Source organism: Thauera sp. 63 (assembly GCF_000310165.2).
Classification (GTDB): domain Bacteria; phylum Pseudomonadota; class Gammaproteobacteria; order Burkholderiales; family Rhodocyclaceae; genus Thauera; species Thauera humireducens.
In genome coordinates this window covers 21,537-37,064 of the sequence record NZ_AMXC01000020.1, presented here as the reverse complement: position 1 = coordinate 37,064, position 15,528 = coordinate 21,537, and the positions used below count along the sequence as shown (strand labels likewise).

Below are 15,528 nucleotides of genomic sequence, written 5' to 3'. Positions count from 1 at the left end.
TCGATGAGCATCAAGGTCGCCATCAACGGTTTCGGTCGTATCGGTCGCTGCACGCTGCGCGCCATCTACGAGCAGGGCCTGCAGAACGAGTTCGAAGTGGTCGCCATCAACGCCTCCGGCGATCTGGCCACCAACGCCCACCTGCTCAAGTACGACACCACCCACGGCCGCTTCGCGACCTCGGTCGAGACCGAGGGCGAGAACGTCATCATCATCGACGGCAAGAAGATCCCCTTCTACTCCACCAAGGACCCCAAGGGCGTCAACTGGGGTAGCCACGGCGTGGATGTGCTGCTCGAGTGCACCGGCGCCTACACCACCAAGGCCAAGGCCCAGGCCCTGCTCGACATGGGCGCCAAGCGCGTGCTGATCTCCGCCCCGGGCGGTGACGACGTCGACACCACCATCGTCATGGGCGTGAACGAAGAGGTGCTGCGTGGCGACATGACCGTCGTCTCCAACGCCTCGTGCACCACCAACTGCCTGGCCCCGGTCGCCAAGATCCTGGCCGACAGCGTGGGCATCAAGCAGGGCCTGATGACCACCATCCACGCCTACACCAACGACCAGGTCACGGTGGACGTGCGCCACAAGGACCTGCGCCGCGCCCGCGCCGCCGCTGCCAACATCATCCCGACCAAGACCGGCGCCGCCAAGGCCGTCGGCCTGGTGCTGCCGCAACTCGTCGGCAAGGTCGACGGCTTTGCGCTGCGCGTGCCCACCATCAACGTCTCGCTGGTCGACCTCACCTTCACCGCTGAGCGCGCCACCACCAAGGAAGAGATCAACGAACTGATGACCGCCGCGGCCAACGGCCCGCTGAAGGGCATCCTCGCGGTCAACACCGAGCCGCTGGTGTCCTCCGACTTCAACCACACCACCGTGTCCTCCACCTTCGACGCCACCCAGACCCGCGTCATCAAGGGCGAAGACGGCTCGGTGCTGGTCAAGGTGCTGGCCTGGTACGACAACGAGTGGGGCTATTCCTGCCGCATGCTCGACGCTGCCCGCGCCTTCGCCAACGCCAAGTAAGCCCGGCGGCCATCGCAATTCATCGACGCCCTGCCCCGCAGGGCGTTTTCACGAGACCGACACGATCATGCAAGTCAAGAAGCTCAACGAAATCGACGTCCGCGGCAAGAAGGTGTTCATTCGCGCCGACCTCAACGTGCCGCAGGACGACGCCGGCAACATCACCGAGGACACCCGTATCCGTGCCTCGATCCCGTCGATCCAGTACTGCCTCGACAACGGCGCCGCGGTGATGATCACCTCCCACCTCGGTCGTCCAACCGAAGGCACGGTCGGCCCCGACGACACCCTGGCGCCGGTCGCCGTGCGCATGGGCCAGCTGCTGCACCGTCCGGTGCGCCTGATCGCCGACTGGGTCGACGGCGGCTTCGAGGTCAAGCCGGGCGAGGTCGTCCTGCTCGAGAACTGCCGCTGCAACGTTGGCGAGAAGAAGAACAACGAAGCGCTGGCAAGGAAGATGGCCGCCCTGTGCGACATCTATGTCAACGACGCCTTCGGCACCGCCCACCGCGCCGAAGCCACCACCCATGGCATCGCCCGCTTCGCCCCGGCGGCCTGTGCCGGCATGCTGATGGGCGCGGAAATCGACGCCCTGTCGAAGGCGCTGCATGATCCGAAGCGTCCGCTGGTCGCCATCGTCGGCGGCTCGAAGGTGTCGTCCAAGCTGACCATCCTGAAGTCGCTGGCCGACAAGGTCGACCAGCTCATCGTCGGCGGTGGCATCGCCAACACTTTCCTGCTCGCCTCGGGCAAGCGCATCGGCGAATCCCTGGCCGAACCCGAGCTGGTCAAGGAAGCCCAGGCCATCATCGACATGATGAAGGCGCGCGGCGCCGAAGTGCCGCTCCCGGTCGATGTGGTGGTCGCCGACGAGGTCTCCGCGCTGGCACGCGCCAACCGCATCTCGGTGGACGAGGTCGGCCCGCACGACCGCATTCTCGACGTCGGCCCGAAGACGGCGGCCAAACTGTCGGAGATCATCGCCAACGCCGGCACCGTCGTCTGGAACGGCCCTGTCGGCGTGTTCGAACTGCCCCAGTTCGCCGGCGGCACCAAGATGATGGCCTCGGCCATCGCCCACTCCGAAGCCTTCTCGATCGCCGGCGGTGGCGACACCCTGGCGGCCATCGCCAAGTTCCACATCGCCGAGGACGTGGGCTACATCTCGACTGGCGGCGGCGCCTTCCTCGAGTTCCTCGAAGGCAAGACCCTGCCTGCGATCGCAGCACTGGAAGAACGCTTCACCGCCTGATTCGTCTCCGCACGCGGGCAAAAGCAAAGGCCACCCCGCAGGGTGGCCTTTGTCCATTCAGGGACAGCTAGAGCACCGGCTGGGCCAGCAGGTCGGTCTTGCGCCGACCGCTCGTCACGCGCCGGTCCTGCGAAAGCTCGGTGATCGGCGCCCGCCGGGCATGAATGTAGGGGTCGCGGCGATTGTGGTGGCGGCGATCCTCGTAGTGCAGGTAGATGCATTCGCAACTGGTCTGATTGCAGCCCGACAGGGGCAGCTGCGGGGCGTGGGCGGCCAGGAAGCGTTTGCCCGCCATCCGACGCACGGCCTCGCAGCCGCCGCCGCGCGCCTCGACCGCAACGCAATGGTAGGGATGGGCCGGTATGTCGGTCTGCGCGGGCATGGGCTGTGGCCGGCGGCGCAAGGTCGTCCATCCGGTGACGAACAACGCCGCGATCACGATGCCGAGAACGACTGTCAGGTCCATGAGCCTACCCCTCTTGTTTATCCGTCAGTCTAGTACAGCCGCATGACTTTTCCATTTCATCGCGCGACGCGCATCCGAACACTGCACCGCCGCATCGACACGTAGGCGCGGAAGCCCGGTTTAGAATGTGCAGAGGGGCTGCGCAACACATTCCACGCCCCGCCTCGCTCAAAAGAACACGCTTTCGGGAGACCTCATGTCGCGCCATACCAAGATCGTCGCCACCCTCGGCCCCGCCTCCTCAGACCCGCAGGTGCTCGAACGCATGGTGCAGGCGGGCGTCGACGTCGTGCGCATGAACTTCTCCCACGGCAAGGCCGAGGACCACGTCGCGCGCGCCGAGGCCATCCGCGAGGCCTCGGCCCTGGTCGGCCGTCCGGTCGGCATCCTCGCCGACCTGCAGGGCCCGAAGATCCGCATCGGCAAGTTCGTCGATGGCCGCATTACGCTCGACCGCGACGAGCCCTTCATCCTCGACGCCCGCTGCGAGATGGGCAATACGCAGCGTGTCGGCCTCGACTACAAGGACCTGCCCAAGGACGTGAAGCCCGGCGACGTGCTGCTGCTCGACGATGGCCGCCTCAAGCTGACGGTCCAGAAGGTGATCGGCCATGAGATCCACACCGTGGTGAAGGTCGGCGGCGAGCTGTCCAACAACAAGGGCATCAACCGCCAGGGCGGCGGGCTCACCGCGCCGGCGCTCACGGCCAAGGACATGGACGACATCCGCACCGCCGCACAGATCGGCGTCGATTTCGTCGCCGTGTCCTTCCCCAAGAGCGCGGCCGACATGTACATGGCGCGCCAGCTGATGCGCGCCGCCGGTGGTGGCGACGCGCTGCTGATCGCCAAGATCGAACGCACCGAGGCCGTCGCCAACCTCGAGGAGATCCTCGATGCCTCCGACGGCATCATGGTGGCACGCGGCGACCTCGCCGTCGAAGTGGGTGACGCCGCCGTGCCGGCGCTGCAGAAGAAGATGCTGCGCGCCGCCCGCGACCGCAACAAGCTCACCATCACCGCCACGCAGATGATGGAATCGATGATCACCAGCCCGGTACCGACCCGCGCCGAAGTGTCGGACGTGGCGAACGCGGTACTCGACGGCACCGACGCGGTGATGCTTTCGGCGGAAACCGCATCCGGCAAGTTCCCGGTCGAGGTCGTCGAGGCCATGAGCCGCGTCTGCCTGGAGGCCGAGAAATCCAACGAGGTCACGCTCGACCGCGAAGTGCTGAACCGCGTCTTCACCCGCATCGACCAGTCGATCGCGATGGCGGCGATGTGGACCGCCTACCACCTCAACGTCAAGGCCATCGCCTCGCTGACCCAGACCGGCTCGACCGCGCTGTGGATGAGCCGCCTGAACTGCGGCGTGCCGATCTACGCGCTCACCCCCGAGGTCCGTGCCCGCAACCAGATGACGCTGTACCGCGAGGTCTATCCGCTGCTGATGAGCCAGACCCACCAGGATCGCGACGTGCTGCTGTGGGAAGCCGAGCAGATCCTGCTCGAACAGGGCGTGGTGGAGTACGGCGACCTCATCGTGCTGACCATCGGCGAGCCGATCGGCGCCTCGGGTGGCACCAACACGCTCAAGATCGTGCGCGTCGGCGACCATCAGGCGCCAGGCGGCCTCGGCGCATCCGACTTCTAGACCTCGGTGGCATAACGCCGTTTCATTTTGTTAAGATCCCCGTTCCTTTCTACAGATACACCGGCACGGGGTTCTTCGATGAAAAACAACAAGCTCAAATTCCTTGCGCTCGCGGCGCTCACCACCACGCTCGCGGGTTGCGTCGGCTCCATGCCGGTCCGCAGCGGCGACGCCGGTGCGAAGACCGTCGCGACCGGTGCCGCCGGTGGCGCCAACGCCGAGAACGCGAACACCGAACTCGAGCGCTGCGACCGCCCGTTCGGCACCATCGCGGTGGTCGAGGACCAGAACGCCGACTGGTATCGCATCCTGTCCGGCCAGTACCGCCTGACCTCCACGGTGCCGGTGCTGCGCCTGCTGATGCAGCAGTCGAACTGCTTCATCGTCGTCGATCGCGGTCGTGCAATGGCCAACATGGCGCAGGAGCGCGCGCTGCAGCAGAGTGGCGAGCTGCGTGCCGGCAGCAACTTCGGCAAGGGCCAGATGGTCAGCGCGGACTACTCGCTGACGCCTGAAGTGCTGTTCAGCGAACGCGGCACGGGCGGCCTGGGTGCCGCAGCCGGCGCCGTGGGCGGCGGGCTGGTGGGCGCCATCGTCGGCAGCATCAAGACCAATGAAGCCGCCACGCTGCTGACGCTGGTCGACAACCGCTCGGGCGTCCAGGTCGGCGTCGCGGAAGGCAGCTCCAAGAACACCGACTTCGGACTGGGCGGCCTGCTGGGCGGCGGCGGCGCGGTCGGCGGACTGGGCGGCTACACCAACACGCCCCAGGGCAAGGTCATCGCCGGCGCCTTCATGGACTCCTACAACCAGCTGGTGCGCGCGCTGCGCAACTACACCGCCCAGGGCATGGGTGACCGCGGCCTCGGCACCGGCGGTCGTCTCGGCGTCGATGGCGCCTCCCAGCCCGCCGGCTACAGCGGCGGCAAGATCAGCCTGCGCGATGCCCAGTCTCGCCTGAACGAACTCGGGTTCGACGTCGGTACGCCCGACGGCAAGATGGGCGCAAAGACCCAGGCCGCCCTGCGCGACTTCCAGGCCGATCGTGGCATCCCGGTCACCGGCCGGCTCGACGCCACCACGCAGGCCGAGCTGCAGCGCTGATACGGCACGCGCCAGCGAGAGAAACGGCCCGGGTCCGCCCGGGCCGTTCTCGTTTACCGGCGTGCGGCTGCCGGAGGGGTGCGCACGCCCTGCGACGCCCAACGCATCGACTCGGCTCGTATTAGAATGCGAAGCTAACCGAACACACAGCGCGGTCCTGCAATGGCCCGCCCTTCTCGCCCAGTCATCAGGAGAACCTACATGCCCCTCGTTTCCATGCGCCAGCTGCTCGACCACGCTGCCGAACACAGCTATGGCCTGCCCGCGTTCAACGTGAACAACCTCGAACAGGTCCAGGCCATCATGGAAGCGGCGGCGGAGTGCGACAGCCCGGTGATCATGCAGGCCTCGGCCGGCGCGCGCAAATACGCGGGCGAAGCCTTCCTGCGCCACCTGATCGACGCCGCCGTCGAGGCCTATCCGAACATCCCCATCGTCATGCACCAGGACCACGGCCAGAGCCCGGCGATCTGCATGGGCGCGATCCGCTCGGGCTTCTCCAGCGTGATGATGGACGGCTCGCTGCTGGAAGACGGCAAGACGCCCTCCTCCTACGAATACAACGTCGCCGTCACCCGCGAGGTGGTGAAGTTCTCGCACGCCATCGGCGTCAGCGTCGAAGGCGAGCTCGGCTGCCTCGGCTCGCTCGAGACCGGCCAGGCCGGCGAGGAAGACGGAGTCGGCGCCGAGGGCACGCTCGACCACAGCCAGATGCTGACCGACCCCGACCAGGCGGCCGACTTCGTCAAGCAGACCGACTGCGACGCGCTGGCAATCGCCATCGGCACCAGCCACGGCGCCTACAAGTTCAGCCGCAAGCCTACCGGCGACATTCTCGCCATCGAGCGCATCAAGCAGATCCACGCCCGCATCCCCAACACCCACCTGGTGATGCACGGCTCCAGCTCGGTGCCGCAGGAACTGCTCGAGATCATCCGCCAGTACGGCGGCGACATGAAGGAAACCTACGGCGTTCCGGTCGAGGAGATCGTGCAGGGCATCAAGTACGGCGTGCGCAAGATCAACATCGACACCGACATCCGCCTGGCGATGACCGGCGCGGTGCGCAAGTTCCTCGCCGAGAACCCCTCCAAGTTCGACCCACGCGAGTTCAACAAGCCTGCGCGCGAAGCCGCCAAGCTGGTGTGCAGGGCCCGCTTCGAAGCCTTCGGCTGCGCCGGCATGGCCAGCAAGATCAAGCCGGTCTCGCTCGAGAAGATGGCCGCACGCTACAAGGCCGGCGACCTCACGCAGATCGTGCGCTGAGTCTTCGCGGCTTCCCAGGCAGTTCGAAACGCGCCCACGTGGCGCGTTTTCTTTTGCACGAACCTCCGCGCAGCCCCGGCGACTCCCGCCGGGGCGGCTACCCGGTTCAAGCCTCAGGCCGGCGCGCAGTTGACCACGCGGAACTCCACGCGGCGATCCATCGCATCGCTGGCGTCGTCGCGACCGGTGCCGACCATCGCCTCACGCGACCCATAGCCGGCCGCGATCGTGCGCGTCGTCAGCCGTGCATCGTTGGCGACCAGCAGTCCGCGCACGGCTTCGGCACGCAGGAGCGAGAGCCGTTCGTTCAGCGGCTCGGGTCCGCTGCGACTGGCATGCCCTGCCACTTCGAGACAGGCCTCTCGCGCCGCAGCACCGCGCGCGATCTCGGCGAGCCACATCGGATAGGCGCCCGACAACCTGCGTTCAGCAACGAAGCCGGTGCTTCCGGGACGGAAAAGGAACTTCACCGCCAGGCGCTGCTGCTCGAGTCCGAAATCCACGAGGCGGCCGAAGGCCCGGCCTGCGGCTTCGGCATGCCCCAGGCGGGTGTTCGCCAGATAGAGCCCATTCAGCACCCGCAACTGCCGCCCTGCCGGCGTGGCCTCTGCCGCCTCGTAACGTTCGAGGGCTTCTCGATACCGGCCAGCGTTGTAGGCCTCGACCGCCTGGCTGATCAGGCTCGCGGTCAGAATTCCGTCAAGATAGGCGGGCTGGATCGGGTCGCCGGCCTTGGTCCCCTGGCAGGTGCGGATGTAGGCCTCGACACGCGGATCCCGCACCCACGCCGGACTGTCGCGAAAGGACGGCAGCGGCGTGCCATCCACGCCCTCCAGCTGAGAACGTGCCAGCCCTTTGCTGACGATCCTGCCGCTCCCCAGGTCGGCCAGCGCGAGACAGATCCGATACGCGGCCCGGCTGCCTTCGGTGCGCCCCTCTGCACTGACGGGCGTGAAGGTGCCCACCAGCACCCAGGGCGCGCGACGAAGGCTGGCACTGTCGAACGGCAGGATCTCGAAGTGTGGATAGCGGCTGCGCGCCAGCTCGGCGATACGCTCACCCATCGCCCGAGTGGCGGCGGTCTGCTCGCCGGCCATGCCATCGACCAGCGGATCGATCACCAGCGCGACGCGCTCCGTGCCCGCGGGTACGCTGGCGCGGGCGAACACGTCGTTGGCGGCAGCGAGCACCGCGTCATCGAATGGCAGGATCGGCGGCGGAGCGGGCGCGGCGGCCGGCGCAGGTGCCGAGGGTGCGGGTGCAGTGGTCGAGCCGCCGAACAGGGGCGACATGTTGGTACAGGCGCTGCTGGCGAGCCCTATCGCGAGGGCGAGAATCGGAATGGTCTTGCGCTTCATCGCGTGCACTCCTTGCGTTCGGCGTCGGATACCGGCTCACCGAGCTGCATGCGCTCGAGCACCGACGCACAGCGCGCCGACAGCGTCGAGCGGCTCACCCGCGTCTCCGCCTTCGGTGCGATATCCGGCGACGCCGACGGCGTGCGCGCCGTTGCCCCCTGCACATCCACACGGGGGACCGAAGACGGGCCTGGGTCCGGCAGCGGCAGCGCGGCCTCCGGCGGTACGGGCGACGGCACGGACGCCCGGCCATCGCCGGGCGCCGGCGCATGATCGCGCGGGGAAGCGTCGACCGGCATCGACGCCGGCACCGCTGTCGGCTGCGTATTCACCGACCACCACAGGCCAGCAAGCACGAGGGCCAATGCCGCCAGGACGATACCGGCTCCCCACGCGTACCGCTCGAGCCCAGGCCGCGGCGGCTCGGGCAGCAGTGGTGACGCGTCGGGTGACGCAGCCCCTCTTTGCGGCGGCCCCGCGAGCGCGGAAATGGCCCTCGTCAGGGACACGAAGTCGGCGGCCTTGGGGTCGCCTTCCCAGCCGCTCAGGTCACACACCTGAACACTGCGAAACCCCATCGGTGGCCGCACCGGCTCGATCAATACCGGGACGAGCCGGGCGCGCGCCAGCCCCTCCTCCGCCTCCTCATGCACCCAACGGCTGACGATCGAGCTTTCCGACCACAGCACGACCATGCACCGCGTACCTTCGATCGCACGCTCGATGGTCTCGCGCCACGTGCTGCCCGGTGCAATCTCGCGATCCCACCACACGCTCCACCCCAAGGCTTCGAGCGCGTTCGAAACGGCGCCAGCGCGTGCGCGATCCTCTTCGGCATAGCTGAGAAAGACATCTGCCTGCATCGCGCCTCCCGCAAGCGAACGGGAACCCTGATTGCGTTGTGGCAGACGCCCATTGCGCTGTCAATGCGATTGCAGGCCCCCTACTCGCTCGCCCGGATCAGCACCGGGCACCCGGGCACCGACCGGGGATTGCCCGCCCACCGCCGACGCTTCGGGCGGGGCCGGCGCAGGGCTTCGCGCCGGCTGAGGCGCTCACCGCTCCATCGCCCGCATCCGCGCCGCCCCTTCGGTCTGCAGGAACTCCAGCAGCGCGTCGAGCGCCGGCGTCATCGGCCGGTCGGTGCGCGAGACCACGTTCCACTCCCGGATCACCGGCGTATCGGCCACGTCCAGCCGCACCAGGCGCCCGCTTTCCACCTCCATCGCAAACGTGTGGTGTGACAGGAAGGCGATGCCCATGCCGGCCATCACCGCCTGCTTGAGCGTTTCGTTGCTGCCGAGTTCGTCGGCGGCCAGCGGCTTCACGCCGTGCGCGCGCAGGAAACGCTCGAGGTTGTCGCGCGTGCCCGAGCCCTGCTCGCGCAACAGCAGGCGCTCCTCGGTGAGCGCCGCGACCGGGATGCGCTTGCGTCCGGCCTGGCGGTGATCCGGCCGCGCGACGAAAGACAGCCGGTGCGGGGCGAAGGGAATGCGGCGCAGGTCCAGGCCGCGCGGCGGCTGGCCCATGATCGCCACGTCGCAGCGCTGTTCCTGCAGCAGCGTGCGCACGCGCTCGCGGTTCTCGACCGTCAGCCGGAAGGTGATGTCCGGATGGCGCCGACCGAACTCGGCCAGCAGATGCGGCACGAAATACTCGGCGGTGGTGATCGCGACCACGTCCAGCGTACCCGCTGCCACGCCCATGCGCGCCTTCAGCTCGACTTCGGCCAGTTCCAGCGCCTGCAGGGCCTGGCGCGCCGCACGGGCCACGATCTCCCCCGCCGCGGTCAGGCGGATCTCGCGCCGGCCATCGACCAGCACCTGACCGACCACCCCTTCCGCATCGCGGATCTGCATCGAGATGGCTGGCTGCGTCAGGTGCAGCAGGCGCGCCGCCTGCGTGAAGCTGCCACTGTCGGCCACCGCGACCAGCGCGCGGAGCTGCTTGAGCGTGAGGCGTTGGGCCAGCTTCATCAGAAATCCTGATCTCAAATACAGACAAAACGTCATTGGAGCTTATTTTCGAATCGACCTATTGTCCAGTCACCACCGCTTGACAGTGACCACTCGCAGCACACAGGACAAGGAGACCGACATGGGCGCAGCCGAACACCCGCAGCAGATCCTCGACCCCAAGAAGCGCTACCAGGCCGGCGTGCTCAAGTACGCGCAGATGGGCTACTGGAACGCCGATTACGAACCGAAGGACACCGACGTGCTCGCGGTCTTCCGCATCACCCCGCAGGAAGGCGTGGATCCGATCGAGGCCGCCGCCGCGGTCGCCGGCGAATCCTCCACCGCGACCTGGACCGTGGTGTGGACCGACCGCCTGACCGCCTGCGACAAGTACCGCGCCAAGGCCTACCGCATCGAGCCGGTGCCGGGCCAGGAGGGCCAGTACTTCTGCTGGGTCGCCTACGATCTCGACCTGTTCGAGGAAGGCTCGATCGCCAACCTCACCGCCTCGATCATCGGCAACGTGTTCAGCTTCAAGCCGCTCAAGGCCGCGCGTCTCGAGGACATGCGCCTGCCCGTGGCCTACGTCAAGACCTTCCGCGGCCCGCCCACCGGCATCGTGGTCGAGCGCGAGCGCCTAGAGAAATACGGCCGCCCGCTACTGGGCGCGACGATGAAGCCCAAGCTCGGCCTCTCCGGCAAGAACTACGGCCGGGTGGTCTATGAAGCCCTGCGCGGCGGGCTGGACTTCACCAAGGACGACGAGAACATCAACTCGCAGCCCTTCATGCACTGGCGCGACCGCTTCCTGTATTGCATGGAAGGCGTGAACCAGGCCGCGGCGCAGACCGGCGAGTCGAAGGGCCACTACCTCAACATCACCGCCGGCACCATGGAGGAGATGTACAAGCGCGCCGAATTCGCCCGCGACCTCGGCTCCTGCATCGTCATGGTCGATCTCATCATCGGCTGGACCGCGATCCAGTCGATCAGCAACTGGTGCCGCGAGAACGACATGATCCTGCACATGCACCGCGCCGGCCACGGCACCTACACCCGGCAGAAGAACCACGGCGTGTCCTTCCGCGTCATCGCCAAGTGGCTGCGCCTGGCCGGCGTCGACCACCTGCACGCCGGCACCGCGGTCGGCAAGCTCGAAGGCGACCCGATGACCGTGCAGGGCTTCTACAACGTCTGCCGCGAGATGGTGACGAAGCAGGACCTGCCGCGCGGCCTGTTCTTCGACCAGGACTGGGCCAGCATCAAGCGCGTGATGCCGGTCGCCTCCGGCGGCATCCACGCCGGCCAGATGCACCAACTGCTCGACCTGTTCGGCGACGAAGTCGTGCTGCAGTTCGGCGGCGGCACCATCGGCCACCCCATGGGCATCCAGGCCGGCGCCACCGCCAACCGCGTCGCGCTCGAATCCATGGTGCTCGCCCGCAACGAAGGCCGCGACATCCTCAACGAAGGCCCGCAGATCCTCGCCGACGCCGCCAAGTGGTGCCAGCCGCTGCGCGCCGCGCTCGATACCTGGGGCGACATCACCTTCAACTACACCAGCACCGACACGTCCGACTTCGTGCCGACCGCCAACGTGGCCTGAAGCCGACGCCCATCCCGGAACCGAGGAGACCCACCATGCGCATCACCCAAGGCTGCTTTTCCTTCCTGCCCGACCTCACCGACACCCAGATCGCGGCGCAGATCAACTATTGCCTGGACCAGAACTGGGCCGTCGCCCTCGAATTCACCGACGACCCCCACCCGCGTAACACCTACTGGAACATGTGGGGGCTGCCGATGTTCGACCTGCGCGACCCGGCCGGCGTCATGGGCGAACTCAAGGCCTGCCGCGAGGCCAACCCCGAGACCTACATCCGCATCAACGCCTTCGACTCCACCAAGGGCTGGGAGACGGTGCGCATGTCCTTCATCGTCCAGCGCCCCACCGCCGAGCCCGGCTTCCGCCTCGTCCGCCAGGAAACCCGCGGCCGCAACCTGCGCTACACGATGGAGAGCTACGCCGTCGGTCGCAACCCGGAAGGCGCGCGCTATGCGCCCTGATGACTCAAGAGGCTGATCGGGGAGACGGATAGAGGCTGGACGGGGGATTCCTGGAGGCGGGCGAGGACTGTCTGAGCCCGAAGGGCGAGTTCCGCAGCTCGCCGGAAGGAATCCCCCATCCAGCCGGTGACGATCCAACCGACGTTCCACGAGCCCCTTTGGCCAGCCAGATCCCGCAACCCCGAGACGACACCGACAGGAGACGCGACCATGAACGCCCCCGAGAAGGCCCCCGCCCCCGCCAGCATCGACCTCGGCGCCGAGTTCCGCGACGCCGGCATCGGTGAAGTGCTCGAGTCCCTCGACCGCGACCTCGTCGGTGTCGCCCCGGTCAAGCGCCGCGTGCGCGAGATCGCCGCCCTGCTCCTCGTCGACCGCGTACGCCAGCGCCTCGGGCTGGCCACCGAACACCCCTCGCTGCACATGAGCTTCACCGGCAACCCCGGCACCGGCAAGACCACCGTCGCCATGCGCATGGCCGAGATCCTGCACCGCCTCGGCTACTGCCGTCGCGGCCACGTCGTCGCCGTCACCCGCGACGACCTTGTCGGCCAGTACATCGGCCACACCGCGCCCAAAACCAAGGACGTGCTCAAGCGCGCCATGGGCGGCGTGCTCTTCATCGACGAGGCCTACTACCTCTACCGCCCCGAGAACGAAAAGGACTACGGCCAGGAAGCCATCGAGATCCTGCTGCAGGTGATGGAGAACCAGCGCGACGACCTCGTCGTCATCCTCGCCGGCTACGCCGAGCGCATGGAGCGCTTCTTCGAATCCAACCCCGGCATGAAGTCGCGCATCGCCCACCATGTCGACTTCCCCGACTACAGCAACGACGAACTCGGCGAGATCGCCCAGCGCATGCTCGCCGGCTGGAACTACCGTTTCGACGCGGCCGCGCGCCGCGCCTTCGACGAATACATCGTGCTGCGCCGCCGCCATCCGCACTTCGCCAACGCGCGCAGCGTGCGCAACGCGCTCGACCGCATGCGCCTGCGCCAGGCCCTGCGCCTGTTCGAGGCCGGCGGACTGGTCGATGCGGAATCGCTCACCACCCTCACCGAAGCCGACGTACGCGCCAGCCGTCACTTCCTGCCAGCCGAAACCGCCTGAGCCGAGCCGGCGCACACGCACAACGACAAGCACCGATCCGGCACCACGCCGGGGGAGACAGACCATGTTCAGCCTCGACCGCAGCACGCTCACCGAATACCTGATCGAGCACCGCCGCAACAACCCCTGCGCCACCGGCGAGTTCAACGCCCTGATCCTGCAGGTCGCGCAGGCCTGCAAGGCGATCTCGCGCGCGGTCGCGCACGGCGCGCTCGCCGATGTGCTCGGCAGCCACGGCAACGCCAACGTGCAGGGCGAGGATCAGAAGAAGCTCGACGTCCTCGCCGACGAGATCTTCCTGCGCGCCACCCACTGGGGTGGCGACCTCGCCGGCATGGTGTCCGAAGAGAACGAAGCCCCCATCCCGCTGCCCGCCAGCGACCAACGCGGCAAGTACCTGCTCGCCTTCGATCCGCTCGACGGCTCATCCAACATCGACGTCAACGTTGCCGTCGGCTCCATCTTCTCCATCCTGCGCGCGCCGACGCCGGGCGAAGACGCGCCGGCCGAAGACTTCCTGCAACCCGGCAGCCGCCAGGTCGCCGCCGGCTACGCCATCTACGGCCCCTCCACCATGCTGGTGCTGTCGGTCGGCAACGGCGTCGCCGGCTTCACCCTCGATCCGATCATCGGCGAGTTCTACCTCACCCACCCCGACATCCGCGTGCCCGAGACCACCCGCGAGTTCGCCATCAACGCCTCCAACGCGCGCTTCTGGGAGGCCCCGGTGCGCCGCTATGTGGACGAGTGCCTTGCCGGTCGCAGCGGCCCGCGCGGTGTCGACTTCAACATGCGCTGGATCGCCTCGCTGGTGGCCGAGACCCACCGCATCCTGATGCGCGGCGGCGTCTTCCTCTACCCGCGCGACCGCAAGGACCCGGCCAAGCCCGGCCGGCTGCGCCTGCTGTACGAATGCAGCCCGATCGGCTTCCTCATCGAGCAGGCCGGCGGCCGCGCCAGCACCGGCGTGCGCCCGGTGCTCGAGGTCCAGCCCGAGTCCCTGCACCAGCGCATCGGCTTCGTGTTCGGCTCGAAGGAAGAGGTCGAGCGCATCGAGCGCTACCACCACGAACCAATCATCGGCGGCGGACAGGAAGAACTCCCCCTGTTCCACGCCCGCTCGCTGTTCCGCGACACCGAATTCGCTCAATAAGCCACCGGGGAACCATCATGTCCGAACGTCATCCGATCGTCGCCATCACCGGCTCGTCCGGTGCCGGCACCAGCACCGTGCAGCGCACCTTCGAGGAAATCTTCCGCCGCGAGAACGTCACCGCGGCCGTCATCGAGGGCGACAGCTTTCACGCCTACGACCGCAAGACCATGCGCGAGAAGCTCGCCGCCTGCGAAGTCGGCGGCGCTTGCCAGTTGAGCCACTTCGGCCCCGAGGCCAACCTGTTCGCCGAACTGGAACAGCTCTTCCGCAGCTACGGCGAATCGGGCGGCGGCATGCGCCGCAAGTACCTGCACAGCCAGGAAGAGGCCGAGCACTGGAAGCAGGAACCCGGCACCTTCACACCCTGGGAAGAACTGCCGACCGGCACCGACCTGCTCTTCTACGAAGGCCTGCACGGCGCCGTGCAGCACGAGGACGTGGACGTGGCGCGCTACGTCGATCTGCTGATCGGCGTGGTGCCGGTGGTGAACCTGGAGTGGATCCAGAAGCTGCACCGCGACAAGAGCACCCGCGGCTATTCCACCGAGGCGGTCACCGACACCATCCTGCGCCGCATGCACGACTACGTGCATTACATCTGCCCGCAGTTCGCACGCACGCACGTCAACTTCCAGCGCGTGCCGATGGTGGACACCTCCAACCCCTTCATCGCGCGCTCGATCCCGACCGCCGACGAGTCGATGGTGGTGATCCGCTTCGCCAACCCGAAGGGGATCGACTTTCCCTACCTGCTCAACATGATCAACGACAGCTTCATGAGCCGTGCCAACACCATCGTGGTGCCCGGCGGAAAGATGGAGCTGGCCATGCAGCTCATCTTCACCCCCTTCATCTGGCGCCTGATGGACCGCCGCCGCAAGGCACTGTCGCAATGACAACGAGACGCCACCTGGTCCGCCCCAACAGCGTCCCGCAGCACGAGTGTCTTTCACGGCCCCTGTGCACCACCCACACCCAGCGGAGAGCAGGCGGTGTTCCTGAAGCTGGCGAGGACTGTCTGAGCGACCGCAGGGAGCGAGTTCCGCAGCCAGCGGAAGGAATACCGCCTGCTAGGCCGCGGGTTTGTGGAACGGGCGGT

14 protein-coding genes are annotated in these 15,528 nt (G+C 67.5%); 10 read left to right on the top strand and 4 right to left on the bottom strand.

The window, feature by feature from the left end; genetic code table 11:
* Positions 1-3 precede the first annotated feature (3 nt).
* A complete protein-coding gene (gene gap, locus C664_RS14825) occupies positions 4-1,032 on the top strand; it encodes a type I glyceraldehyde-3-phosphate dehydrogenase (protein WP_004262994.1) in 1,029 nt (342 codons plus the stop codon).
* A 67-nt stretch (positions 1,033-1,099) separates the two neighbouring features.
* Complete coding sequence (locus C664_RS14820) at positions 1,100-2,284, top strand: phosphoglycerate kinase (RefSeq protein WP_004262992.1); 1,185 nt, start codon at positions 1,100-1,102, stop codon at positions 2,282-2,284.
* A gap of 67 nt (positions 2,285-2,351) precedes the next feature.
* Here C664_RS14820 and C664_RS14815 read toward each other — a convergent pair whose 3' ends face one another.
* Entirely contained in the window at positions 2,352-2,750 is a 399-nt protein-coding gene (locus tag C664_RS14815; RefSeq protein WP_004262991.1) for a hypothetical protein, read from the bottom strand.
* A 196-nt stretch (positions 2,751-2,946) separates the two neighbouring features.
* Here C664_RS14815 and pyk point away from each other — a divergent pair, with 196 nt between their 5' ends.
* The 3 genes from pyk (at position 2,947) to fba (ending at position 6,777) form a co-directional block, all read left to right on the top strand.
* Positions 2,947-4,407: a pyruvate kinase gene (gene pyk, locus C664_RS14810; RefSeq protein WP_004262989.1), complete on the top strand. Its 1,461-nt coding sequence runs from the start codon at positions 2,947-2,949 to the stop codon at positions 4,405-4,407.
* Between the two features lie 78 nt (positions 4,408-4,485).
* Complete coding sequence (locus C664_RS14805; RefSeq protein WP_004262986.1) at positions 4,486-5,511, top strand: peptidoglycan-binding protein; 1,026 nt, start codon at positions 4,486-4,488, stop codon at positions 5,509-5,511.
* 201 nt (positions 5,512-5,712) lie between these two features.
* Positions 5,713-6,777: a class II fructose-bisphosphate aldolase gene (fba, locus tag C664_RS14800; protein WP_004262984.1), complete on the top strand. Its 1,065-nt coding sequence runs from the start codon at positions 5,713-5,715 to the stop codon at positions 6,775-6,777.
* Positions 6,778-6,890: 113 nt separating this feature from the next.
* Here the strand turns inward: fba and C664_RS14795 are convergent, their stop codons facing one another.
* From C664_RS14795 to C664_RS14785, 3 genes are all read right to left on the bottom strand, one after another.
* Complete coding sequence (locus C664_RS14795; protein WP_004262980.1) at positions 6,891-8,135, bottom strand: OmpA family protein; 1,245 nt, start codon at positions 8,133-8,135, stop codon at positions 6,891-6,893.
* Positions 8,132-8,998, bottom strand: coding sequence for a toll/interleukin-1 receptor domain-containing protein (locus C664_RS14790; protein ID WP_004262977.1), 867 nt, complete (start codon positions 8,996-8,998; stop codon positions 8,132-8,134). Before C664_RS14790 ends, C664_RS14795 begins: the two co-directional genes overlap by 4 nt.
* Before the next feature lie 192 nt (positions 8,999-9,190).
* Complete coding sequence (locus C664_RS14785; protein ID WP_004262972.1) at positions 9,191-10,111, bottom strand: LysR family transcriptional regulator; 921 nt, start codon at positions 10,109-10,111, stop codon at positions 9,191-9,193.
* Between the two features lie 121 nt (positions 10,112-10,232).
* Between C664_RS14785 and C664_RS14780 the strand changes: the two genes are divergently transcribed.
* From C664_RS14780 to C664_RS14755, 5 genes are all read left to right on the top strand, one after another.
* The gene (locus tag C664_RS14780) at positions 10,233-11,699 is read left to right on the top strand and encodes a form I ribulose bisphosphate carboxylase large subunit (protein WP_004262969.1); all 1,467 of its coding nucleotides are present in this window, start codon (positions 10,233-10,235) and stop codon (positions 11,697-11,699) included.
* 35 nt (positions 11,700-11,734) lie between these two features.
* On the top strand, positions 11,735-12,160 hold the full coding sequence (locus C664_RS14775; protein ID WP_004262967.1) for a ribulose bisphosphate carboxylase small subunit: 426 nt from the start codon (positions 11,735-11,737) through the stop codon (positions 12,158-12,160).
* Positions 12,161-12,370: 210 nt separating this feature from the next.
* Positions 12,371-13,273 (top strand): CbbX protein, encoded by a 903-nt coding sequence (cbbX, locus tag C664_RS14765; protein ID WP_004262961.1) that lies wholly within the window; start codon positions 12,371-12,373, stop codon positions 13,271-13,273.
* Positions 13,274-13,337: 64 nt separating this feature from the next.
* Positions 13,338-14,426 (top strand): class 1 fructose-bisphosphatase, encoded by a 1,089-nt coding sequence (locus C664_RS14760; protein ID WP_004262959.1) that lies wholly within the window; start codon positions 13,338-13,340, stop codon positions 14,424-14,426.
* A gap of 17 nt (positions 14,427-14,443) precedes the next feature.
* Positions 14,444-15,325 (top strand): phosphoribulokinase, encoded by an 882-nt coding sequence (locus C664_RS14755; protein ID WP_004262957.1) that lies wholly within the window; start codon positions 14,444-14,446, stop codon positions 15,323-15,325.
* The last annotated feature ends 203 nt before the right edge of the window (positions 15,326-15,528 follow it).